This window comes from Dyadobacter psychrophilus (assembly GCF_900167945.1).
Classification (GTDB): domain Bacteria; phylum Bacteroidota; class Bacteroidia; order Cytophagales; family Spirosomataceae; genus Dyadobacter; species Dyadobacter psychrophilus.
This window is the reverse complement of the sequence record NZ_FUZA01000002.1, coordinates 858,696-876,449: the sequence shown is the minus strand read 5'-3', so window position 1 is coordinate 876,449 and position 17,754 is coordinate 858,696. Positions and strand designations below refer to the sequence as shown.

At 46.6% G+C, this 17,754-nt stretch carries 17 protein-coding genes; 7 read left to right on the top strand and 10 right to left on the bottom strand.

Going from position 1 to position 17,754, the window contains the following annotated elements; translation table 11 throughout:
* The first annotated feature begins 69 nt into the window (after window positions 1–69).
* On the top strand, window positions 70–2,574 hold the full coding sequence (locus tag B5X68_RS10655; protein WP_082214659.1) for a phosphocholine-specific phospholipase C: 2,505 nt from the start codon (window positions 70–72) through the stop codon (window positions 2,572–2,574).
* Between the two features lie 19 nt (window positions 2,575–2,593).
* Here the strand turns inward: B5X68_RS10655 and B5X68_RS10650 are convergent, their stop codons facing one another.
* The 3 genes from B5X68_RS10650 to B5X68_RS10640 form a co-directional block, all read right to left on the bottom strand.
* Window positions 2,594–2,890 (bottom strand): phosphopantetheine-binding protein, encoded by a 297-nt coding sequence (locus B5X68_RS10650; protein ID WP_310588646.1) that lies wholly within the window; start codon window positions 2,888–2,890, stop codon window positions 2,594–2,596.
* A 96-nt stretch (window positions 2,891–2,986) separates the two neighbouring features.
* Complete coding sequence (locus B5X68_RS10645; RefSeq protein WP_082214658.1) at window positions 2,987–3,745, bottom strand: helix-turn-helix transcriptional regulator; 759 nt, start codon at window positions 3,743–3,745, stop codon at window positions 2,987–2,989.
* Window positions 3,746–3,769: 24 nt separating this feature from the next.
* Complete coding sequence (locus B5X68_RS10640) at window positions 3,770–4,663, bottom strand: haloalkane dehalogenase (protein ID WP_082214657.1); 894 nt, start codon at window positions 4,661–4,663, stop codon at window positions 3,770–3,772.
* Between the two features lie 127 nt (window positions 4,664–4,790).
* Between B5X68_RS10640 and B5X68_RS10635 the strand changes: the two genes are divergently transcribed.
* Window positions 4,791–5,636 (top strand): chromate resistance protein ChrB domain-containing protein, encoded by an 846-nt coding sequence (locus B5X68_RS10635; protein ID WP_082215311.1) that lies wholly within the window; start codon window positions 4,791–4,793, stop codon window positions 5,634–5,636.
* 64 nt (window positions 5,637–5,700) lie between these two features.
* Here the strand turns inward: B5X68_RS10635 and B5X68_RS10630 are convergent, their stop codons facing one another.
* The 4 genes from B5X68_RS10630 to B5X68_RS10615 form a co-directional block, all read right to left on the bottom strand.
* Complete coding sequence (locus tag B5X68_RS10630; RefSeq protein WP_082214656.1) at window positions 5,701–8,163, bottom strand: TonB-dependent receptor domain-containing protein; 2,463 nt, start codon at window positions 8,161–8,163, stop codon at window positions 5,701–5,703.
* A 97-nt stretch (window positions 8,164–8,260) separates the two neighbouring features.
* Complete coding sequence (locus B5X68_RS10625; protein WP_082214655.1) at window positions 8,261–9,076, bottom strand: AraC family transcriptional regulator; 816 nt, start codon at window positions 9,074–9,076, stop codon at window positions 8,261–8,263.
* Window positions 9,077–9,119: 43 nt separating this feature from the next.
* Window positions 9,120–9,374 carry a hypothetical protein gene (locus B5X68_RS10620; protein ID WP_082214654.1) on the bottom strand — a complete coding sequence of 85 codons (255 nt, stop codon included), beginning with the start codon at window positions 9,372–9,374 and terminating at the stop codon, window positions 9,120–9,122.
* Between the two features lie 21 nt (window positions 9,375–9,395).
* Complete coding sequence (locus B5X68_RS10615; protein WP_082214653.1) at window positions 9,396–10,067, bottom strand: DUF6766 family protein; 672 nt, start codon at window positions 10,065–10,067, stop codon at window positions 9,396–9,398.
* A gap of 264 nt (window positions 10,068–10,331) precedes the next feature.
* Between B5X68_RS10615 and B5X68_RS10610 the strand changes: the two genes are divergently transcribed.
* Genes B5X68_RS10610 through B5X68_RS10595 form a run of 4 tightly spaced genes read left to right on the top strand, consistent with a single transcriptional unit; the run spans window position 10,332 to window position 13,552 of the window.
* The gene (locus B5X68_RS10610) at window positions 10,332–11,681 is read left to right on the top strand and encodes a hypothetical protein (RefSeq protein WP_082214652.1); all 1,350 of its coding nucleotides are present in this window, start codon (window positions 10,332–10,334) and stop codon (window positions 11,679–11,681) included.
* Between the two features lie 60 nt (window positions 11,682–11,741).
* A complete protein-coding gene (locus B5X68_RS10605) occupies window positions 11,742–12,002 on the top strand; it encodes a hypothetical protein (protein ID WP_082214651.1) in 261 nt (86 codons plus the stop codon).
* Window positions 11,999–12,274, top strand: a complete 276-nt coding sequence (locus B5X68_RS10600) for a Txe/YoeB family addiction module toxin (protein ID WP_212567996.1) — start codon at window positions 11,999–12,001, stop codon at window positions 12,272–12,274. The genes B5X68_RS10605 and B5X68_RS10600 overlap by 4 nt, the downstream gene beginning before the upstream one ends.
* 3 nt (window positions 12,275–12,277) lie before the next feature.
* Window positions 12,278–13,552 (top strand): dipeptidase, encoded by a 1,275-nt coding sequence (locus B5X68_RS10595; protein WP_082214650.1) that lies wholly within the window; start codon window positions 12,278–12,280, stop codon window positions 13,550–13,552.
* Between the two features lie 13 nt (window positions 13,553–13,565).
* Here B5X68_RS10595 and B5X68_RS10590 read toward each other — a convergent pair whose 3' ends face one another.
* Genes B5X68_RS10590 through B5X68_RS10580 form a run of 3 tightly spaced genes read right to left on the bottom strand, consistent with a single transcriptional unit; the run spans window position 13,566 to window position 15,254 of the window.
* Window positions 13,566–14,672, bottom strand: a complete 1,107-nt coding sequence (locus B5X68_RS10590; protein WP_082214649.1) for an NADH:flavin oxidoreductase — start codon at window positions 14,670–14,672, stop codon at window positions 13,566–13,568.
* A gap of 15 nt (window positions 14,673–14,687) precedes the next feature.
* Complete coding sequence (locus B5X68_RS10585; protein WP_082214648.1) at window positions 14,688–14,987, bottom strand: ArsR/SmtB family transcription factor; 300 nt, start codon at window positions 14,985–14,987, stop codon at window positions 14,688–14,690.
* A gap of 30 nt (window positions 14,988–15,017) precedes the next feature.
* Window positions 15,018–15,254 carry a hypothetical protein gene (locus B5X68_RS10580; protein ID WP_082214647.1) on the bottom strand — a complete coding sequence of 79 codons (237 nt, stop codon included), beginning with the start codon at window positions 15,252–15,254 and terminating at the stop codon, window positions 15,018–15,020.
* Between the two features lie 21 nt (window positions 15,255–15,275).
* Here B5X68_RS10580 and B5X68_RS10575 point away from each other — a divergent pair, with 21 nt between their 5' ends.
* Entirely contained in the window at window positions 15,276–17,702 is a 2,427-nt protein-coding gene (locus B5X68_RS10575; protein WP_082214646.1) for an ABC transporter permease, read from the top strand.
* Window positions 17,703–17,754 lie beyond the last annotated feature (52 nt).

Below are 17,754 nucleotides of genomic sequence, written 5' to 3'. Positions count from 1 at the left end.
CTTTCTTCAAACTGAAATACTTTTGGCGTTTATTTAACCAACCCGCTGACATAATTATTTTATAAATAAATGGATTCGAGAAGAGAATTTCTAAAAAAAGCAGCATTACTTGCCGGCAGCGGCGCAATGGCCAATATGCTTCCCCCTGTCATTCAAAGGGCACTTGCCATCAACCCGGAGCCCGGAAGTACGTTCTATGACGCCGAGCACGTCGTCTTTTTGATGCTCGAAAACCGTTCATTCGATCATCAGCTGGGCACATTGCAGGGCGTTCGCGGTTTTAATGATCCCCGTGCGATTGATTTGCCAAATAAAAACAAGGTCTGGTTCCAATCCAATGCAGAAGGAGATACTTACAGCCCGTTTCACCTGAATGTTAAAGACACCAAAATTGCCTGGATGGGCTCGATCCCCCACGGCTGGACAGACCAGACGGATGCTATGAATGATGGCAAATACGACCGCTGGCTGGACGTGAAAAAGCCAAACAAAAAGGACTATTCGCACATTCCCCTTACCATGGGCTATTGCGACCGGAACGATTTCCCATTCTACTATTCGCTCGCCGACGCTTTCACCGTATGCGACCATAATTTCTGTTCGAGCATCACCGGCACGCATCCAAACCGCTACTACTGGATGAGTGGGACAGTGCGGGAAAAGAATGAAACCGACGCGCTGGCGCATTTGTGGAATATCAGCAATTATGTATATCCCGAGCTGGATTGGAAAACTTATCCCGAAAGGCTGGAAGAAAATGGTATTCCCTGGAAAGTTTATCAGAATGAAATTACCATGGGTTATGGTTTGAAAGGTGAGGAAAGCTCGTGGCTGAGCAATTTTGGCACAAACGTGCTGGAATACTTTAAGGCCTATAATGTCCGCTTTCATGAGGGAGGCATCGCCAATTTGCAGACCAAAAAAGAAACGGTGCTTCAAACCATCGCGGAGCTGGAAAAACAGCCTGCGGACGAATCGAAAGACAGAAAACTGGCAGCCGCCAAAAAGCTGCTCGCCAACTATGAAACGGCCCAGAAGAAATTCAATGCAGAAACATTCTCCGGCCTTTCCGAAACGGGTAAAAATCTTAATACAAAGGCATTTACCACCAACATCAGTGATGCTGACTTCCAGACGCTCACCCCTTTACAATACAATGACAACGGGACCGAACGCACACTGAATGTACCAAAAGGCGACATATTCCATCAGTTCAGGCAGGATGTGGAGCAGGGAACATTACCGGCAGTATCGTGGCTGATGCCGCCAGCGCGGTTCTCCGACCATCCCGGCGAACCCTGGTTTGGGCCGTGGTATGTAAGCGAGGTAATGGAGATCCTGCTCAAAAACCCTGAGGTTTGGAAGAAAACCATTTTCGTCCTTACATACGACGAAAACGACGGCTATTTCGACCATATTCCGCCTTACACAGTTCCCAATCCTTACAAGGAAAACACCGGTAAAGTGTCAGCAGGAATCGACCCGAAAATGGATTTCGCTACCAAGAAGCAGCAGACCAACCCATCCATGAACGACGCCAAACTGCGCGACGGTTCTATCGGCCTGGGTTACCGCGTGCCGATGATCATTGCTTCGCCCTGGACGCGTGGCGGATTTGTCAATTCCGAAGTTTTTGATCACACATCGTCGCTTCAATTCCTGGAAAACTTTATTGAAAAAAAATTCGGCAAAAACGTTCGGGAAGAAAATATCACGAACTGGCGGAGGACTATTTGCGGCGACTTGACCTCTGTTTTCCGGCCTTATAATGGTGAAAAGATCGAAAAGCCCGCATTTCTTGACAAGAACCAGTTCATTGAAGGAATCCATCAGGCGCAGTTCCGGCAAACGCCCGACAATTTCAAAAATTTGTCAGCATCGGAAATCGCGGAAATCAGCAAAAACTTGCGTGAGTCTCCCGCTTTTCCAACGCAGGAAAAAGGAGTTCGCCCTGCATGTGCGCTGCCTTATGAATTGTATTCCAATGCATATTTTGACAAAACAAAAAATCAGTTGCAATTGTCTTTCAAAGCCGGTAATGCAGTTTTTGGTCAAAAATCGAGTGGTGCACCTTTTCGCGTCTACGCCATGAACCCGTATCAGAACGATCCGCTTCGCTCCTGGGATTATAGTGCATCCGCAGGCGATACGCTATTGGACGAATGGAATATCGGTGATTTTTCAGAATCAAAATATCATTTGCGCGTGTACGGCCCTAACGGTTTTTTCCGCGAATTTAAAGGTGATGGAAACAATCCGCTGCTGAAAGTGACTTGCGCTTACCAAAGTACGGGCAAAAAACTGACGGGAAATATAGAAGTCTTCATCGAGAACATGGATTCAAAATCACACCAGCTGTCCGTTTCCGACAACAGTTACAAAACCGGCGAACAACACAAAACAATCGCAGCCAAAGGAAAAGCCACGATCATCCTTGACCTTTCGAAAACATTCAACTGGTATGATTTCAGCGTTAAAATCAATGGCGGGGAACATTTTGAAGAGCGTTTTGCAGGGCACGTCGAGACAGGCGCCGTTACCAAAACCGACCCCTTAATGGGCGGCATTGTCTGATCCAGAAACAGCCCGGTTACTAGTAGCGACCGGGCTTTATTTCACGAATATAGTCAGCCATTGAGGAAATGGATTTGAATGCCCTTCTGCTTTCCTGTGGTTCCAGAACCTCGATTCCATAGTATTTTTCAAGCATCACTATCAATTCCAGCGCGTCGATCGAATCCAGACCCAGGCCTGAACTATGAAAAAGCGGCTTGTCCTCATCAATGTCGGCCGGCGTTACCTCTTCCAGGTTCAATTGTTCAATAATTTGTTGTTTAAGATCTTCTTTAAGCCTGTCCAGCATCTCGTTATGTTGTGAAGTGAGAATCAAAACAGGGTTTACAGTGCATGAAAACCCTGTCGGAAGACGATGCTGTAAAAAATCGTTCCGCTTGCAAGTGCACACGAGAAAAAGGCTATTCACGAATTACAAGTCACCAAAAAACTCGCCGGGCGTTTGACCAGTGAATTTTTTGAAATTCTTGATAAAATGGGACTGATCAAAAAAACCGGCATCCAGCGCCGATTCAAGGAGGTGGCTGGTCAACGGTCCTTGTCCGATCAATGCTTTCATGCGTACGATGTCGGCAAACTGCTTTGGCGTTGTTCCTACCACTTTGCGAAATCGCTTTTCAAAAACATCCAGGCTGACGTAGAGGTCATCAGACAATTCCTTCACACTGACTATGCCTTTTGCTACCTTTATTTTTTCCACAGAATGCGCGATAAGCAGGTCAGGTTTTCTATCACGGATTCTTGCAATAAAAAACTGCTGGACAACATTGACTTTGCCCGGAATGGATCCCGCTGCTTCCAAATGTTCTTGTAGCAACATTAACTCGGAAGATTTGAAAAAATGATCCAGCCCAACATTCAGTTCGAACAATTCGTGCATGGGCAAGTCGAAGAAGGCAGCCGCGCCGCCCTCCCTGAACTGGACGAGCATGTTGACGCTGTTTTTATCGTATTCCGCTATTTTAACCGATTTCCTTAAACCGGATATAGATAAGACAGGAAGGCAGGAATTGCCATTTTCCTGCTGGTAATGCACACGTCCCTGCAAACGAATAGCTGCTACCACGGATGTATCGGGCAATAACCGGCTTACGAATGTGCCGTTGCTTTCAACAACCGTAAACGCCTTAATGAATGGATTCAGACAGGAAGCAGGTTCGAATATTTGCATGGGATAATACGTGAATATATCAATTTACCTGATTTTCCGCAACCATTCTGCAATGGCCACACCGATTTCCCCGGCAGAATCTTCCTGCAAGTTATGATGTCCGCTCACTGTTATATGGGTCTGATTTGGCCAGCGCATACAAGCTTGCTTTTCTGCATCGGCCAGAGTTCCAGGGATGGCTTCAATGAAGAGTTTCGGGAAAGGACTTTCTGCAAGCCAGCTGCTGTTTTCATTCACGATCCGGATCATTTCCACAGGCTCGCCGCCCAACGGCAACTGCCTGGCCCAGCTGAGCATAGCCCGCCTGCCCTCCCCCGGCTCGGAAAAAGGCCGGCGATATGCTGCCATTTCTTCATCCGATAATGTGCGCAAAATCGTTTTTGGCAAATTAAACTCGATGAACGAATTCCCGGCAAGCACCATTTGCTCCCCCTCGTTTGATCGCAGCTTCAGGAAAGTTTCGCGTGCCGCGCCGGGCACTTCCTCCCAGGAACGCGGCCGCGTGATGGATTCCATGTAAACGATTCCCTTCACTGCACCTGGATGTTTTCGTGCCCAATAAAAAGCCAGCACCGAGCCCCAGTCGTGCACAACAAATGTTATATTTTTTTGAAGGCCGAGCGCACTGAAAAGCGCATCCAGATAACGCTCATTCTTTTCGAAAGTGTAATCCGCCGCCTCTTTGAAATGATCCGAGTCACCCATGCCCATCAGGTCAGGAACTATGCAACGTCCTAAGTCCTGGACATGCGGCAAAACATTTCGCCAAATGTAACCCGACGTAGGGTTTCCGTGAAGGAAAACAATCGGATCACCGTTGCCTTTGTCAATGTAGGCCATTTTAAGCCCGTCAATCCGCTGGAATTTTTTGTGGGATTCGAATGCAATGTCAGTTTGCGCGTTTTGTGTCGTTTCCATATTTATATTTTTAAAACACAAAAATCGGCGTATCCACGGCTTATGGATAGTATAAAATCATTGATTTGACACGATTATGCACCTGGCAAGCACTATCTTTGACAGGATTTTTATAGTGTTTCAGACAATGAATTGGATTACGCGTGAGCGCCCTAAAATTGACCGGATAGCCTGTCCCTGGCTGATCAAAAGATTCATCGATCCGGATGCACAGATCTATTTCGTCCCATTTGATCAGGTGAAAGCAAAGGCACTTGAACTGGATGCCACGCCTTTTGACATTCCGGACACGGAATTCACACATTATGAGGATCGTTGCACATTCGATTTCTTCCTGGAAAGATATGATATCCAGGATCCGGCCTTAAAGGATATGGCAGTCATTATCCGGGGAGCTGACACGGATGCCCATTCGCTGGCTTCTCAATCGTCGGGGCTGTGGGCAATTTCGGCGGGACTTGCCTATAACATTACCGACGACCACGAGTTACTTGAAAAAGGGATGCTTATTTACGATGCACTTTATAGCTGGGCGAAACATCTCCAAAAACAAAAACATACACAAAACCCAACCGAAAAGATGCTTCTGGCTGTTTTCAACGCCTATCTGGACAAACAGAAGACCGAAAACCAAAAAACCCCGAAATGGGCCAAAGAGCTCAAAGAAATTATTCAGGACCAGATCGACACGAACCTTAGTTTAAGCCTGAAAGAAATTTCGGAAGGTCTGCAAATCCATCCTTCATACGTCTCCCGCGAGTTTTCCAAGTATTTCAGCAACTTGTCCTTTGGTGAATATATCCGGAAACTACGCATCGAAAAAGCCATGGACCTTCTTGAGAATCCGGACCATACATTGTCGGAAATTGCCTACCTCACAGGGTTTTCCGATCAGAGCCATTTCAACAGGATATTTAAAGCGCACACGGGCCAAAATCCATCGGACTTCAGGAGAAATTTACCTAAAAAGTAATCCCTGTACAATCCGCCATTCTAATCAGATCACGACCTGCATTTATGGGCGACAAAGTAATTTATCAAAACTCTTTTTCTCCAAATTCGCTTGATGGCAATTTCGACTTTTTGGAGGTCTGATTGATATTGTAGCTCAGGTTGAGCAGAAAAATATCTGTCTCCTGAATGTAATTAGTTGTTGTAAAAAAGTTTTTCCCAAAAGTCGTGATCCGCTGACGGTTAGAACCCAGGAGGCCAAGATCAACATTTTGCCACTGCAATGTGGCCGCAAGTTTCCCTTTCAAAAATGTGCTTCTGGCGGAAAGATTGGGAGTTATAAAACGCGAGTCTTCCCCTTGCGCGGTGACCCGTTTAGACAAATAATTCAGCGACCCCTGGACCTGGAAATTCTTGGCAAGCTTGAATGTTGTATTCGCATTGATGGCGTAAACCCAACTGGCCGTATTGACATTTACATCATCATTAAACAGGGAACCTTTTAATTTATAATGATATAAATTACCGCCAGCATAAATCTGCCACCACTTCCGGACATTAATTGTACTGCCCGTTTCCAGTCCCCAGGACGTTGCCAAGCCGGCATTGGTGTAGATCCGGTTCAATATCGTGTCATTATAAACGCTATTGACCCGGTTTACGACATTTTTAATACGCTGATTATAAGCTGTGACAAAGATGCTGCCTTCTTTAAAGTCTTTGACGATCCCAAGTTCAGACAGGTCGATAAATTCGGGCAAGATGTCCGGATCTCCTGATTCCAGCGTCTCAGAATGTTCACGCTCGGGAAACGGGTTAAGCTCGCTATTCGTCGCGCGCTGCACACGTTTACTGTATCCGCCCCGTGCACGAAGCGATTCGGCCAACTGATATTGCAGGTTAAGCGAAGGAAAAAGGTTAGACAAGTTCAGCGTCCTGGCTCCCTCCATGTCGGCAAAGAATACCCGCTTGGAATATTCGTAACGCAACCCGGCCGTATATTCCATTTTGCCTTGTTTGGCTGAATACTGCCCGTAAACCGAATGGATCTGGTTAGTCACTTTGGTATTACTGCTAAATTCCGGAATAACATTGAATGCGCCGGTTTCCAAATCCAGATCAAGATATTGAAAGGTGCCTTTCTGAACCTGATTCCGGTATTGATAGCCGGTTTCCAACTTTCCCCGGCCCACATTGACGGTATAATCCCCTTTCAACCGCAATGCATTCAGCGGATTGTTGCTTGGGTTCCGGCTGCTTTGCAGGATTTCACCCCGGCCTGGTTCCCGCAGATTGATATTCGTTGTAAGCCCATCCATAGCGGCATGCTCAACGAGCCCAGAAACAGCAAGTGCCGATTTGTTTTTAAAGGTGTGTGTATAATCCAGATTTCCCAATGTTACCCGGCCCGATTTGCGTGCCACATTTGAATTAAAGTAAGTAATGCTTCCGATGGTCTCGTTGGTCGCGAGGTCGGTTTTTGAGTTATTATATACAATGTCCGCACGGCGTGACTGGGAACGGTAACCTGTGTAGAATCCAGCCGAAAATGTATCGTTGGGGCGCGGAGTGAAAGAAACAGCACCTCTGGCCGTATAATTATAACGGACGAAACTCCGCTCGCCATCAGATGGGAATGAGGTAAATATGTTATCAATCGTCGTATTCACGTCGCCGGTACGCTGCCCTGCGATATCATTCCGCAAATAATTGCCGCTCAGGCTAAAATCCCACTTTTCTGAACGAACATTAAAGGTTGCGTCTACTCCGAAACGGACTGGATTGTTCAAATTGTGATAAGTGTGAACGGCAGGTAAGCCGCCTTGCATATTAGCCGAAAAAGATCTGGACCCTGCCAGCGCCGTCTTGGTTGTTATATTAATGATGCCCGATTTTCCGTCCGGATCAAAACGGGCAGATGGCGATGTGATCACTTCCACATTCTCGATCGTATTGGCCGGGATCTGGTTAAGAATGGTTGCCGCGTCTGTTTGCACAGGCTTTCCATTAATTAAAATCAGAAACCCCGATGAACCGCGTAATGTAATGTCGCCTTCGCTGTTGACAGTGACCGACGGCGTGTTTTTCAAAATATCAATAGCTGTACCACCCTGACCGTTAAGAAACTTGTCTGCCCGATAGACCTGCCGGTCGACTTTATTTTGCAGCACCTGCCGATCAGCTGTTACGTTCAATTCCTGCAGCGTCCTGGGATCCGTTTCCATGGCAATGGTTGGAACCTCTACAATGTTTCCCGGCGAAAAAACACCAGGCACCGGGACCGTTAACTTGTTATAACCAATGTATTGCAATTGAAGATAATAGGGGCCGGAAGTTATATTTTCAAATTTAAAATAGCCTTTTTCAGAGGTTAGCAATCCTGTTACCAGTGACGAATCCTGGCTTTTGAAAAGTGCAACAGAACAATATGCCAAAGGCTGTCTGGATTGTCTGTCTATAACATTACCGGTAATGGTCAGGCCCGTTTGCGCCCTAACCGTCAATATGGAAGCAAGTAAAATGAATGCTGTGAGCCGTAAAAATTTCATGTCGAGTAAAATGCCGTTTCTGCTTATTTAGCAGATTGGCAAAATTAACTCTACAAGAACAGTAGACTTTGTACATTAGCGCCGATTTCTGGTACATTCAGGAAATTCCTTTGCGATAAACCCCGGGAAGCACGCCCGTCTGGCGCTTGAAGAACTTATTGAAGTGCGAAGCGTCCGCAAAACCAAGGTCAAATGCCAGCTCAGTCAAATTCTTATGCGAGTACAGAAGCAGCTTTTTGGATTCGGCTGTCAGCTTTTCGTTAATTACCGCACCGGCAGTCATTCCCAGAAACTTTTTGCATGCTGCATTCAGCGTTTTAGAAGTTGTATTCAGGCCATCAGCATAAAATTTTGTTTCATGGTTCACCCTGAAGTTCGCGTCCAATGAGTTGAAGAACTGTTTGAGCAAGGGTGGAGATGGCTGCGCCTGCTCCGAACGGATCTCGCGTTTAAGTAAATTAAAGAGTAGCAGCAAGTAGGTTTGGATTACCGCGCCGTAGTTGGTTTCACCTTTATTATATTCTTGTTCGATATTTATGAAAATATCCTCGAACTTTTCACTTACTGCTTCCAGGTCAAATCCGCTCGGGAACGGCAACGGGAATGTTTGAAAAAGCACATGGTAAAGCGGATGTTCCACCAGAAAATCCTTTTGGATCATAGCCACAAACCCCTTCGGAATTTCAGTAAGTTCCCAGCTGTGGATCTGCCCCGGCATTACCAGATACAGGCTGTGTGGTTTGACAGGAAAACGGTTAAAATCAATCTGATGAAAACCCGCGCCCTGCTCCAGATAAATTATTTCAAGATAATCTTTGTGACCATGTGGATTGGTAGTTTTAATCACCTCTTTCATTCTCTTGATCCTGAAAAGCTCTTTCTCAGACAGCTTATTCTTAATCGGAACTTCCATTCTTGAAAAAATTAGTAGCTACTAATGCTTGTAAGCAGCGAAATTACAAGTCTTTGATCATTTTCTGATATTTATCGACCTGGCTTTCAAAGTTGCGGATACCGGTTTCATAAATGAATTTGAGGGATTCCAAATCATCAATGTCTTTATCATAAACCTCATTACCCTGCGATTCCCTATCCAGTTCCGACAGGAGCTTTTGCAACTTTAAGAGCGATTTTGAGTTCTCTTCTGCCCTGTACTTGTACCAGTTGAGCAACTTCTGATAACTTTTTTTCAGATTGTTATTGGATGCCATGTTATGGGGAACATTAATTTTTTATTTACCCGTTTCTGAATGTGGGGCGTCCACAGGCTTGGACTCCGGCGAACCTTTCTGACGCAGGAAAATAGTTAGCAGCACAATGCTTGCTATTGACAGGAACTCACTTTGCCAGTTCTGGAATGTTTCAAACCAGAAGTTCGCCTGCGTCAGATAATTGGCCACAGTGTCCGTGGGCTGGCCGTTCAAAACCTGCTGCTCATTATGGTCAATCCAACTTCCGTACAGGTGCAAACACCAGCTGACCAGGAACAAGATCGCAAAAACGATGAATAGTGAGTTTTCATAAAGTTTCAGAACGACCCCTCCTTTCCGGACGGGCCAAGGTGCATCCGGGCCCGGCTTGGGCTCCCTGTCAACCTCCTCGGGTTCATCCAGCGATTTGGATTCCGCAGAACCTTTCTGGCGCAGCCCGACCGTAAGAATAACATATAAAGCCATTTGCAGGAATTCGCTCTCAAAATTTTCAAATGTGGCGGAGATAAAATGCCCGGAATTCAGATATTCGACAAAGCCGATTGATGCTGCGTGGTCCTGTTCCAGTTCTGAATTGTGTTCATAAAAGCCAGTGATGGCCTGAGCAAAAAGTGTTACTATAAATAAGGCAGAGAATAGCAAGCCCAGCCCGTTTCTATACAGAAATGAATGCTGTTTGGTTGGTGTACCCATATTCTGTGGTTTATGTATTGTGAAGGTTGTTTGGTAAAAATGTAAATTTTAGAAAAACACTGCCCCAAAAAGGTGACAAGTATTACCACTAAATAACGTGCCAAACCAATCGGGCTATTTGGACACAAGCTCAATTTCTCTAATCAAAATCTCCAATCTTAATGCTGTGAAGCGGTAGCAGCAAATTATTTAGAAGTAATCGTGTAGATTTATATTTGATGACAGAATAGCAAATTGATTTTGATCACTGCAACATCAAATATTATGCAAGAAAAATATATCGAATTGGCAGGCAGCGGACCGGATACCAGCGAGCCGCAACCACTCCTTACCCGGCGTGAAATGATTGGACTTACGGGTATGGCAGGCTTGGCCGCGCTGACCGGCACTGCTCCCGGTTCGTTTGGTCAGACTGCACAAAAACCGCCTCGTATAGCTTGTCTGGTCAGTTATTGGGGCGCTACCAGATCGCATGCGGACTGGATCGTGACCAAGCTGCTGGACGGATATTGGTGGCAAGGCGCCCACACTCCATCACGGGTGGAAGTTGCAGCCGTTTACATTCACCAGTTTGAGACAAGCTTGCTGGGTCAGAAAATATGCAAATCCAAAAATATTCCCATCTATAAAACAGTAGGCGAAGCCGTCATGCTTGGCGGAAATGAACTTGCGGTGGATGGCGTGGTCATCGTAGGGGAACATGGGGAATACCCTACCAACCTGAAAGGGCAGTGGCTTTTGCCACGCTGGTGGATCTATGAGAAAGTGATCCGGGTTTTTGAGCAAAGCAAGCGCTCGGTGCCCGTCTTCAACGACAAGCATCTCTCTTACAGTTGGGACGAAGCTAAATGGATGTTTGACAAATCCCGTGAGCTGAACTTCCCTTTGAGCGGGGGCTCTTCCATACCAGTTTATTTTCGCAAGCCCGAGATCGAACTTGATATGGATACACCCCTGAAAACGTCGGTTGTTATCGGTGGCGCCCCGGATGAGGGAGCACTTTTTCATTGCGTTGATGTCTTACAGGCATTTGTAGAGCGCCGCAAGGGAGGTGAAACAGGGGTCAGGTCGGTGCAATGTATACGCGGCCCTGAAACATGGAAGTGGACCGAAAGCAATCCCTGGGCTGGCAAGCTGCTGGAAGCCGTGCGGACAACCTTCAACCTGAAACCCGGACATTTTCAGGAGATTGCCAAACCAAATGTATGTATCGTGGAGTATAATGATGAGACCAAAGCAGCGGTATATTCGGGCCAGGGTGTAGGGTGGACATATGCCGGCGATATAGAAGGACAAAAAGACCCCACGGTGATCTCCATGCTCGACTGGCCTGGTCCCTTTTCGCAGTATCACGCCTCCAACTCCCAGCCTCATTGGATCACCGAGATGATGGTAACCAAAAAGGAACCATTCAATGCGGAGCGACTGCTTTTATCGACCGGGATCGTTGCATATAATATGGAATCAAACTGGGAAAACGGCAAGTACTCCGCCGTGGGGCGCCGCATCGAAACGCCATTTATGAACATGAAATACCGTTCCACAAGAGGCGCGCAATTCAGCACCGGCCAGCGCCCGCCGAATGTGCCTTATATGCGGGGGTTCAGTGAATAGGTTTCAGTAAGTTTTTATCTCATAAAACTTTTTATATTTGTGTACCAAAAAAAGTACACTATGGCAATCATCGAAACAACAAGCAGACAGTTCAGAGAGAGGCAAAAGGATTTTTTCGAAATGGCCGACAGAGGAGAAAAAGTGGTCATCAGAAGAGGACGTAAACAAACATATGTGCTTACTCCTGTATCGGAAGACGACCTTTATTTCACTCCCGAAATGATTCAGCGCATCAAAGATTCGCAACAGGAGATTAAAGACGGGAAGTCCACAGTTATCAAGACGAAAGAGGAGCTCGACGCATTTTTTGATAGCCTGTGATATATACCATTGTTTTTTCGGATAAAGCAAAAGAAGACTTACAATTCCTGAAAAAATCTGAGCCGCAGGCATATAAGAAGGCTAGGCTGTTAATCGAGGAGCTTTCAGAACATCCTAAAACAGGACGTGGGAAACCGCAGCTTAAAAGGCATGACCTCGCAGGATTATATGCACGAAAGATAACCGACAAGCACCGACTTCTATATTCGGTGGATGAAGATACCATTACAGTTTACATTATTTCTTCCAAAGGTCATTACGACGATAAATAGCGAATGAAACGCAGAGATGTAATAAAATCCTTAACCCTTTTGCCCGCAGCCGGTCATGTCTTTTCAAAAAATCAATCTTTATCCACTGGTGTGGCTGGCAATGAATTTTTTCTGAATTCCCAAAGCAAACCAATGCCGGACCTGCATCGTGATGCGTTTGTGATGGATGGGCATACCCATGTGATGAGCCGCGAGCTGATATTGAAAACGGATATTGGCCAGCGTTATCCGGATGGGACCGTCGATCTTCCAAGGGCTAAGGAAGGCGGATTGGACGCGATGTTCTTTTCAGTGTATACACCTGAAAACTATTATCCGGGAAGGTTCGAGACTAAAAATACTTTCCGGGTTGTAAACCTGGCACTGGACCAAATCAAAAAAAACAATTCGGTGATCGAGCTGGCACTAACGGCATCCGATATCGAACGTATCCATAAAAAAGGTAAGATAGCCGCCTTCCTGGATTTGGAAGGCGGTTATGACCTTCATGGTGACCTTGACCTGCTTCGCGCCCTTTACAAGCTGGGCTTGCGCTCCATGCAGCTGACTGCCCACAGTACTACAAACGCTTTTATCGATGCCTGCAACGATGTGTACACCTGGGGCGGCATCAATGATCACGGAAAAGCAGTAATCAGGGAAATGAACGACCTCGGCATGGTCATCAATGTGGCGCACGCATCCAACGATGCCATTATGCAATCGGCAGCTGCCAGTCGTCACCCGGTAATTTATAGCCACGGTGGTTTTCACAAAATCGTTGATCATCCACGCTGCATTACGGACGAAGCTGCAAAAGCCATTGCCGCAAAAGGGGGCGTTATCGGCGTACATTTTGGCAGCCTGTTCAACAATCCAAAATATTGGGCATGGCAGAAAGAGAACAATCCAGCCCGGGTACAGCCCAGTCCGCAGCCCGAAACGCCACGGATACTCACCACCCAGGTTACTACCCAAACCATCGAGGATGTTGACAGAGAATTCGCGCGCGAGCTGCCATTTACCTTTAAAGGAACTATCCCCGATGCATACTGGATGCACGTAGATCAGCTGGCTGACGTAATTGACTATGGCGTTAAATTAGTCGGCGAGGATCACATTGCCCTCGGTTCCGATCTGGATGGCGGACCCGAACTACCACGTGAAATCAAAGACATCAGCGATTATCCGCAGATCACGATTGCAATGCAGAAGTTGGGTTACAGCGACCAGCGAATCAAAAAGATTTTAGGCTTGAACTGGCTGCGCGTGATCCGACAGGTAACCGAGGGAAAATGAGAGTTAGGAGCAACTAGTCTAAAACCAGCTCACGGAGTGCTTCTTTCGTGAAACCTTTAAGCTCGCTGGTCCGCGATTCGTGAATTTTTCTTGTCCATGACGGATCTGCCAGCAATGGCCTTCCCACGGCGACAAGATCAAAATCCCCGCGTTCCATACGTCTTACCAGCTCGTCGAGTGAACTTGGCTCCGAACTTTCACCTGCAAATGCAGCCAGAAATTCGCCCGTTAAACCGATTGAACCAACAGTGATTGTTGCTTTTCCGGTAAGCTTTTTGGCCCAACCCGCAAAATTCAGGTCGGATTCTGCGAATTCGGGTTCCCAGAAACGGCGCTGGGAGCAATGAAAGATGTCAATCCCTGCATCGGCCAGTGGATTCAGCCACGCTTCCATTTCCTGTGGTGTCTTTGCCAGTTTGTTGTCATATGCGGAAGGCTTGAACTGCGACAAACGAATGATAACGGCAAAATCAGGGCCAACCCGCCTGCGGACTTCCTTGATCACTTCAATTCCAAAGCGGCTACGTTCCGGCAACGTTTTTCCGCCAAAAATATCGGTGCGCTTATTTGTTTCTTCCCAAAAAAACTGGTCGATCAGGTAACCGTGTGCACCATGAAGCTCGATCGTGTCAAAACCCAGCTCCTTTGCATCGGCTGCAGCTTGTCCGAACGCAGCAATTACATCTGCTATATCACTGTCTGTCATTGTTTTACCATTAACGAAACCAGGCCTTCCCATGCCTGACGGCCCTTCGAACGGTTCGGCAGGAACCCAGCCCGAATGATGGTTGTCCATGATGCCCATGTGCCAGAGCTGCGGGCCCATCGCCCCGCCGGAAGCGTGTACACTGCTGATTACTTTTTGCCAGCCAGCCAGTGCTTCTGCACCGTGAAAATGCGGAACATTAGCGTCGTTGGAAGAGGAAACGCGGTTGATGACGGTCCCTTCCGAGAGGATCAGGCCGACCTCGCCGTACGCACGCTTGGTGTAATACGCTGCTACTGTGTCTGTTGGAATGCCATTAGGAGAGAATGAACGTGTCATGGGTGCCATGACAATGCGGTTTTTTATATTTAATGATTTCAGGCTAAACGGCCTGAACAGGGTGTCTGTTTGCATGCTTTTTGAAATTTACTAAATTTTTGATTGGACAATTTGGCTCAGGACCTGGAAAGCTTCCTCATTACGCTTATAATATGTCCACTGGCCGACACGCTTGGACGTCACAAGCCCTGCCCGCTGAAGAATGGATAAATATTCGGAAACTGTGGACTGGGTAAGCCCAGCTTTTTGCTGAATCTGACCTACACATACACCATGTTCGAAGCCAAAGACCTGCTGCCCGGGGAAGCTTGTCTCAGGTTCTTTAAGCCAGTTCAGGATTTCCAGCCTGGCTTTGTTTGATAGGGCTTTAAAAATTTCCAAGTGATCCATATTGCCTTATATCGACTTTTCCCGATATGCCTATGAACCTCCGTTTGAAAACATTAGTTCACGGGCGGTGATAAAAATGTGCAATTTCCTCATGCGTGTAAGATACTGGCATATGATCCGCCGAAGAAGGAATAACCATCCGATCAATCCGTATCCGAACTGTCCGATATCGTACATCTGAATGCTGATAAATGGCGTTTTGAGCTTGTATACGAGGATTTTCTGTTGGGTATAATATTTAGGATATGTAAATGCGATCTGTGTCATTGGGATTGATAAACATCAGTTATGCTTAAAAATTATATCAAAATTGCCCTGCGTGTTATCAGGAAAGATAACATGTTCACACTGATCAACATTGTGGGCCTGGCCACTGGTTTGGCAGTTGCATTGCTGATTATCCAATATGTGCGCTTCGAATTGAGTTACGAAAAATCGTACCCGCTGTCCGATCGGATCGTGCGGGTTACGATGGATTATCTGAACGGCGGCGCCCTGGACGCTCAGGATGCTGAGATGTATCCGCCGGTTGGCGCCAGGGCCCTGCGGGAAATGAATGAAATCGTGAATTTCACCCGCGCCTATCCCCTGCGCAAACCCAATGTAACGGTCCAGCTTGGCGATAAATATTACTTGGTTGATAATGTCTACGCAGTCGATTCATCCTTTTTCTCCATGTTTGGCTATCCGCTGCTAAGGGGAAGCCGTAAAGATATTTTCACCAAACCCCGCCAGGTTGTTCTTACAAAATCGCTGGCTTTGACCTACTTCAACACACTTGATGTGGTGGGCAAAACCTTGAAAATTCCAAGAACAAAAGGCAGCGTGTTGCTGGATGTAGTGGGTGTAGTGCCGGACAGTCCTATTAATACGCATTTGAAATTCGACATGATCCTTTCCTATCCGACTATGCTGTCGGACTTTGGTGAAAACGAAGATAACTGGAACAACAATAACACTTACACCTATCTGCAACTCGACGAAAACACAACATATGATGCTTTTGCGAAGTCTTTGGCGGCTTTCAGCGATAAATTGATCAGTGAAAAGAAGATTGTTAATGAGCGTGTTGTCGCACAAAAGATCAGTGACATTCACCTTTATTCACATAAAACTTACGAAACCGAACCAAATGGTGAAGCCAGGTCGGTGTATTTTTTGCTGGGCGTTGCAATCCTGGTGCTCCTTACTGCTTTTGTTAATTATATAAATTTAACCACTTCCAAATCCCTCGATCGCGCTCGGGAAATTGGCATGCGAAAAGTCGTTGGTTCTACAAGGAACCAGATCAGGGCACAAATTCTGATGGAGACCATTCTTGTCAACGTGCTCGCAGGAGTCGTGGCGATTGGATTAGTGGCAGCGCTTCAATCTGTATTTGTCGATATGGCGGGCCTGCCCGAGGGTTTTACAGTATTTACAGACAAATTTTTCTGGAAGACTGTCGGCGCATTCCTGTTGCTGAGCATCTGTATATCGGGCTTTTATCCAGCATTTGTCCTGTCTTCGTTCGATCCGGTGACAGTGCTCAAAGGTAATTTTTCCCGTTCAGTAAAAGGCATAGTTCTTCGTAAGTCCCTGGTAGTCTTCCAATTTACAATCACTATTATTCTGCTGGTGCAAACATTTGCCGTGTACCGGCAGGTAAAGTTTTTGCGGCAGCAAAGCCTGGGCCTGAACATTGATCACACTTTGGTTGTGGAGGCGCCGGTTACCAGCAATGCCGGGCAGGATTATGGTGCATTCCGGCAAATGCTGCTCGACCAATCGCAAGTAAAATCAGTGTCGTTCTCCGGCACCGTCCCAGGTCTGGGTTCAACCCAAATGGGCACCACTACGGGCGTCAACTTAGCTGATGCTATCACCAAAACTTACTACAACTATTATATAACTGAAATAGATACGTCCTTTTTCAATGTAATGGGAATTAAGCTGCTGGCTGGTCAGAATTTCGACGCGTTAACCCGTCCCGGTTTTGCTGACACCACAGACCGCCAACTTATTGTTAACGAGGAAACGATCCGGCTTTGGGGAATCCCTACTCCTGCCGAGGCAATCGGAACGCGTGTAAGTCTGTGGAATCGCAAAGCAACGATCAGGGGAGTTGTCAAAAATTACCATTACGAATCGCCAAAAGCCGCACACATTCCGATCGTTCATATGTACTCTCCCAATTTCAAATCTTACGCAAGCGTGAAGTTCCGGCCGGGAAACACCGAAGAGCAGCTTGCAACATTGAAAAAGGTTTACGGGGCCAACTTTCCATATTCACCGTTCAGCTATTTCTTTCTGGACAGCGAATATGACAAACAATATAAATCTGACGACAGGTTTCAGCACGTGTTTAGTGCCTTAACGACCTTCGCGATTCTCATCTCCTGTTTGGGCCTGTTCGGTTTGGCTACTTTCACGGTGTCAAAGCGTACCAAAGAAATTGGGATCCGCAAGGTAATTGGCGCAAGCACTACGAACCTGATGCTTTTGCTTTCAAAAGATTTTATCAGAACTGTCCTGATAGCGATTCTCATCGGGTTGCCTATAACTTACTTTTTAGTGAAGAACTGGCTTGCCCATTACGCAGTGCGCATTGAGTTGAGCTGGTGGCTTTTCTCAGCTCCTGCCCTGTTCGTCTTGCTATTGGTAGTCATTTCAATATCCAGCAAAACAATAACCACCGCGCTCATGAACCCGGTCAAATCTTTGCGAAGCGAATGAGTTGATGGTGCGTAACTTTCCCGTCTGATCCTGCGTGAACGCTACATTGCCT